4 protein-coding genes and 2 pseudogenes are annotated in these 6,161 nt (G+C 70.6%); 1 reads left to right on the plus strand and 5 read right to left on the minus strand.

The genetic code is table 11. The features are described from left to right. The coding region (locus WMI84_RS16240; RefSeq protein ID WP_347354818.1) for an ATP-binding cassette domain-containing protein at positions 1 to 481 on the plus strand (481 nt) is incomplete at its 5' end. Here WMI84_RS16240 and WMI84_RS16245 read toward each other — a convergent pair. The 5 genes and pseudogenes from WMI84_RS16245 to WMI84_RS16265 form a co-directional block, all read right to left on the minus strand. Continuing rightward, on the minus strand, positions 449 to 1,264 hold the full coding sequence (locus WMI84_RS16245) for a hypothetical protein (protein ID WP_347354819.1): 816 nt from the start codon (positions 1,262 to 1,264) through the stop codon (positions 449 to 451). The genes WMI84_RS16240 and WMI84_RS16245 overlap by 33 nt on opposite strands. Positions 1,265 to 1,362: 98 nt before the next feature. Next, positions 1,363 to 3,120 (minus strand): alpha/beta hydrolase, encoded by a 1,758-nt coding sequence (locus WMI84_RS16250; protein WP_347354820.1) that lies wholly within the window; start codon positions 3,118 to 3,120, stop codon positions 1,363 to 1,365. A gap of 314 nt (positions 3,121 to 3,434) precedes the next feature. Beyond that, positions 3,435 to 3,863 (minus strand): hypothetical protein, encoded by a 429-nt coding sequence (locus WMI84_RS16255; protein ID WP_347354821.1) that lies wholly within the window; start codon positions 3,861 to 3,863, stop codon positions 3,435 to 3,437. A 182-nt stretch (positions 3,864 to 4,045) separates the two neighbouring features. Beyond that, positions 4,046 to 4,507, minus strand: a pseudogene (locus WMI84_RS16260) (recombinase family protein); the annotation flags it as partial. A gap of 56 nt (positions 4,508 to 4,563) precedes the next feature. Beyond that, positions 4,564 to 5,097: pseudogene (locus tag WMI84_RS16265) on the minus strand (recombinase family protein); the annotation flags it as partial. Positions 5,098 to 6,161: the final 1,064 nt, after the last annotated feature.

Genomic DNA, 6,161 nt, shown 5'->3' on the forward strand with positions numbered 1-6,161 from the left:
CTTCGCCGCGGGCCCGGCACGCAGCCCGGCCGCGCACCGGATCCTCGGACGGCTCGAGGACGTCGGCCTGGGCTACCTCACGCTGGGGCAGCCGCTGACGACCCTCTCCGGAGGTGAGCGGCAGCGGCTGCGGCTGGCGGCGCAGATGGGGGAGCGGGGCGAGGCCTACGTGCTCGACGAACCGACCAGCGGCCTGCACCTCGCCGACGTTCAGCACCTGCTCGCCCTGCTGGACCGGCTCGTCGACTCGGGCCGGTCCGTCATCGTCATCGAGCACCACCTGGCCGTGGTGGCGCACGCCGACTGGGTCATCGACCTGGGCCCGGGAGCCGGCCACGACGGCGGCCGGGTCGTCTTCGAGGGCACCCCGGCAGACCTGGTGGCAGACGGGTCGACGTTGACCGGCAGGTACCTGGCCGCGTACGTCGGCTCAGACCCGTCAGCGGGGTCAGGACGAGGTGCGCCCGTAGAACAGCTGTGAGGTCAGGTCGTTCAGGCGCATGTCGGGCACCTCGCCGTAGGTGAGCACCGAGTTGACCCGCGGCGTCCTGCCCTGCACCGGGGTCACCCAGTGCAACGCGTTGTGGCCGTGGAAGAAGGCGAGCGAGCCGGGGGCGCTGGGCAGCACCTTCAGCGCGGACGGGTCGCCGTCGAGGACCCGCCGGACGCCCTCGTAGTTCGGGTCGTCGGCGGTGCGCAGGCCCGGCACGTAGACGAACTCGCCGCCGCGCTCGGCCGGCTGGTACATCACCGTCACCGAGAACTCGCTGCGGTCGAAGTGCCAGCCCAGCTCGTCACCCGGCTCGAAGGTGGTGACCTGCAGCGCGTCCAACGGATCCGCGCTGCGGTAGAGCACGGGCTTGTCCAGCACCCGTCGGATGAACTCGGTCAGCTCGTCGGACTCGTAGAGCCGGCGCAGCGGGGCGTCCGCCGGGAGGTAGTCGTAGGCGATGCCGTGCTTGGCCGAACGAACCAGCCGGGCCCGCGGGTCACCGTCCGGGACTCCCTCGGCGGGCGGCTCGAAGTAGACGGTGTGCCTCTGGTCGGACTTCCAGGCCTTGCCCGAGAGCTGGTGGGCGAGTTGCACCATCGCCGCGACGGCGCCCGGGGTGATGAAGCCGGGGAGGTTGCACACGCCCTCCTCGGCGAGCTGCCGCCGGCACCGCTCGACGAGGTCGACGCCGTGCCGGCCGTCGAGGTCGTGGATGGGGTAGCGCTGGAGGTCGACGACGTCGGCAAAGGCGGGGGCGGTGGGCACACCCACGGCAACCTCCTGGTTCTGGTCGGGTCGGGTCCCGGCGGCTGGTCGGGTCCGCGCGGCTCGCGACCGGACCCGGGCCGGGTCCCGCAGTGTATCGAGGGCTACCCGCGCGGGGTGGAACCCGGCAGGGGCGGCACCACCGGCGGCAGCGGCCGCGACGGGGCCGACCGGCGCAGGCCGGGCCGCGGCTCCCCCTCGAGTGGGTCGGTGAACGGCTGCTCGTCGCCGTAGCAGCGCGTCCCACGGGCCGGGACGGCCACCCGGAGCAGGTAGGCGTCGACCGCGTCGGTGACGCACCCGGAGGTGCCGTATGCCGTGTGCCCCCAGCTGTCGCTGCTCAGCAGCCGGCTGTTCGGCAGGAGCGCGGCGGCCGACACGGCACCGTCATAGTTCGTGGCGGGGTCCCAGTAGTTGCCCACCACGAGCACCGGCCGCGCGGTCTGCCGCGTGAACGGGCCGCGGTACGAGTCCGCGTCCCGCACCGTCCACGTCGAAGAAGCGCAGGGCGCCGAGGCCCAGGTCCACATCGGGCCGAAGCCGGGGGCCGTCCGGTCGGCGAGGGCGGCATACCCCTGCCAGGCGGCGGCGAGGCGTGGGTTGCGGCTGTCGGTGCACGCGACCGTCTGGAACGTCTCGAGACTGTTGTCGTAGGGGAACCCCCAGCCCGCGCGAGCGCCCGTCGCGCGCAGCGTGGGCCTGGTCGGGCTCTGCTCGGGGAACACCTGCGCGAGCCGGCGCTGCAGGGACCTCGCCGCGCCCTCCTTCTGGGCGGGCTGGGACTGCTCCGACAGCAGGGTCCAGGCGAAGGTCAGGTCCATGTCGATGAAGCTGCTGCCGGAGGGAGAGTAGAGGTCGCTGAGCAGCATGGCGATCAGGTTCTGGTAGGTGAGCGTGTACCACACCTCGCCGGTGTCCGGGTCGGTCACCGTGAGCGGCGCCTCCTTCAACGCCGCGATGATGCGGTCGTACAGCTGCGTCGGGTCCCCGTACCGGGCCAGCTCGCAGTAGTCCGGACCAGCAGTGCCGCAGCGGCGCAGGATCTCCCGCAACGCCTTGGCGGCGCCCTCGCCGGACCTGATCCGCTGGGTCTGGGGGAGCGCGGTGTTCCCGGTGCCGGCCCACCCGATCGGGTCGAGCACGCCGTCGATCGCGATGGCGCGCACCCGGTCCGGGAACAGGTTGGCGTAGACCTGCCCCAGGTAGGTGCCGTAGGAGAAGCCGAGGTAGGTCAGGGTGCGGTCGCCCAGCGTCCGGCGCAGCACGTCCATGTCGCGGGCCACCTGCGCGGTCGACATGTGCGCCGTCAGCGGGCGTCCCGTGCTCGAGCAGGCCTGACCGAACTTCCTTGAGGAGGCGACGTATCCGCGCGTCTCTGCCTTCGTGTAGGGGAACGGGACGTCCATCCCGGAAAGCGCCTCGGCCTGCGCGGCGAAGTTGCGCCAACACCGCACGTTGTCGCTGAAGTTGACGCCGCGCGGGTCGACGCCCACGATGTCGAACCGTGCGAGCAGGTCGGGGCTCAGGAAGTCGGGCGCGGAGGCGGCGAACTGGACGCCGGAGCCGCCGGGCCCACCGGGGTTCAGGAAGAGCGAGCCGACCCGGCGCTTCGGGTCCGCGGCGCGGATCCGGAACAGCGCCACCTCGGTCTGGGCGCCGCGCGGGCGGTCGTAGTCCACCGGCAGCCGCACGGTGCCGCACTGCGCGCGGGGCGTGACGATGCTGCAGTCGAACCAGTCGATCCGAGGCTTGGTCACCGAGTCGACGCGCCTGGCCTCGGTCGCACTCGTGCGGTCGGTGCCCGTCTTCGCCTGGCTCGGGGCCGCCGGCGCGACCACCGCGACGGCCATCGCGACTGCCACTGCCAACACGCTGCCCAGACCTCGTCGAACCGACACGACAGTTCCCCCCTTGTCTCGGCACCGCCTCGGCGCGGCGGTCGCCTGTGTGGTGGGGCACATCCTGCTGGGTGCCCGACCGGCGCGCAACTCGAAGACGAGGGTGCGTGGGCCGCGCTGTCGGTGCCTGCCGCCCGGTGGGGCCCGCGCCGCGACCGACTGGTTCGCGAACCGATCGGGCGAACGCTCGCGGGCAGCCGGTTGGTCACGCATGTCCATGCTGCGTACCCTGCCGCCATGCCCACGGTGAGCATCGGGCTCACAAACGGCTCTTGCCATCACGATCCGAAGCAGGTAGGTCGAGGTCGCAGCATCCGCAGCGAGACGTCCCGGCCCCGCGACGCCAGCTGCGCCACCTTCGCGACCTCCCGCTGGCGCAGCGTCGTGACCGACACGTCGAAGTTCGGGCCCTCCCCGGTGGACAGACACCCGTCGACCACCTCGGCGAGCTGCTCGGCCCACCACACCGCCGCGTCCTGCACCGCCTGGGGGAGGGCGTCGAACTCCGGGGTGCGGACCAGCGGGCGCCGCTGCTGCCCACCGAGCACCGCGAAGTCCGGCGCACCCAGCAGGGTCGGCCGCGACACGACCCGGTCCGATACCCCCGTGCTCGACAGGTCGACGTGATCGTCACACACACCCAGCACCCGCCAGTCCCGGTCCTCGAACCGGACCGTGTCCCGGACGCGAACCGCCTTGACGCTCATCGTGACTCGCCGGCCGAAATCGGGTTCTTCCGGCATCGGTGTGGGTGAGGTTCGGCTCTGACCCTGATCTTTCAGCCGGCCTCGTTGAGGCCTCGATTTGTGACGCCCGGGAGTCGGGGGGGTTGGTAACGGTGCTGTCACCAACCCCAATGGAGGGGGGTCCGTGTCCTCGAATGTCTGGCTCAGGTCCCTGTTGAGGACTGCGCCCGCTTGATCGTGCGATGCACCGTCGAGCGGGCCACCCCGAACAGCTCGCCGAGTTCGGCGGTGGTGTGCTCGCCAGCATTGTGCAGCTTCACCAGGTGTGCTTCTTGTTTTGGTTTCAGTTTCGGCTGCTTGCCATGCAGTCGACCCTTGGCCTTGGCGACCTTCATGCCTTCTCTCGTCCTCAACCTGATCAGGTCGGCCTCAAACTCGGCGACCATCGCCAGGACGTTGAACAGCAACCTGCCCACAGGGTCGGTCGGGTCATGGACAGACCCGCCGAGGCTCAACTTCACGTCACGAGCCGTCAGTTCATCAACGATGTCGCGTGCATCCGCCAAGGAGCGGGCCAGCCGGTCGAGCTTGGTGACCACGAGGGTGTCCCCGGCGCGGCACGCCGCCAGCGCCTCACGCAACCCCGGACGGGCACGGTTAGCTCCAGGGTCCGGTCGCGGATGTACTCGCGTTCCATCCCGGACAGGGCAGCCAGCACCGTGAAGACGATCCCGGAGGGGTCGTGCGATCCCTGCAGCTCGCCGGTGAGGAACTCCAGCCCGATGTCGCCGACCTTCAGCTGCTCGGCCAGCGCCGCGAGCTCGATGCCCCGGCCGAGCCGCTTGTGCTCGTGCACCACGAGCGTGACCGCCACCCCGGAGGCCCGCAGCTCGCCGGCCAGGGCGAGGGCATGCTCGAGCTCGGGACGGCTGGTGGCGCGGGTGGAGATCGTCTCACGAAAGATCCGGGTGAGGCCGGCGGCCGTGAGCGAATCGAGCTGGGTGTCCAGGGACTGGCGGGCGGTGGAGGCTCGGGCGTATCCGATCCGCACGTGTCCGCTCGTTGCGGCCCTGCCCGGTGCGGGCCGGGGCAGCTCGACCCAGACCGACCCGGGCTTGCGCAGCGGCGGGGTCGGCACGTTCAGGGCCTTGACCAAGGAGGGGACGAGCCGGAACCGGGCGGTGTGATACTGGATGGCCACCTTCCCCTTGCCGGTCCGGCACGGAGACCCGGCCGGGGCGGCGCAGGCGGTCATCGGGCAGTCGCGGGCCTCCACGCGCAAGAAGCCGTCGCTCACCCCGGAACCGTTTCATGATGGTGTTTCACAGGTCCAGGCGTATGCACCGACCTATGAAACACCGAACCCCCCGGGACAGCCCTGGCCAGAGGCGACGTTTCATAGGCGGTCGCCTATGAAACATCGGTGACCGCCCCCGGCATCTCGCTGAGACCTCGCTATCGCCACTGGCCGTTCCGTTGTTGCTCAAGCCCCCCAGGGGCCTTCCGGTAGTGGAAGCACGACTACGTGTGCCGGGGATGGGACGATCAGCGAGGAGCACGACAACATCCTTGGCGGCCCGGGAGCACGATGTGCGCATCGACTGCGACAAGACGTGCCGAGCGGAGTGGCACCTCGTCGCAGGCAGGGCGTGCGGGACTGGGCTCTGCAACCCGGCGTCTATGGGCCGCCGCTGCCTTGAACGAGGCAGAACCGCACGCCGCGGGACACCGGGCTATGCCGACTCGTCGCGGGCAGGCGGCCGGATCATCAGCACGTCCGAGACGCCACCCTGATTCACGCAGTCCTGCGCGAAGTCGTGAACGTGCCAGAAGTCCTCCTCCGGCTCGATAACACCCGAACGCGTCCCGAGCCGCAAAGTGGCCTTCGTTCAGTCGGGATCGTGCTCGTATGGCGGGGCCTCGGCAGCAGTTGTCCGGGAGCCGACGTCGAGCTTGGTGAAGCTGTTGGAGGTGTGCCGGGCGGGTCGGACGACAAACGCACCTACCTGGTCGCGCCGAATCGCCGCCGGGTCCGGCGTCACCCCGGCCTACCGTCGAGCGACACCTCGCGACGGCACGCGATACCGCTGCTGGGCGCGTACCGCTGCCGCTTGCACCGAGCCGACGTCGAGGCGGCTGACCGGCTACGCCGGGCCTGGGCAACGTCGGCAGTCCTCGGCCCGGATCGGCTGGTCGTCTCAGCTGCGATCTTGTGCTGGGTTGCGTTGGGCCGCGCCCGTAGCCGATGAACCTTAAAGGGTTGTTAAAGAAGTTGGTGATTCTGCTGTGAGCCGCCGGGTTCGTGCCGGATGATCTGCG

This window comes from Intrasporangium sp., assembly GCF_039812505.1.
Classification (GTDB): Bacteria; Actinomycetota; Actinomycetes; order Actinomycetales; family Dermatophilaceae; genus Intrasporangium_A.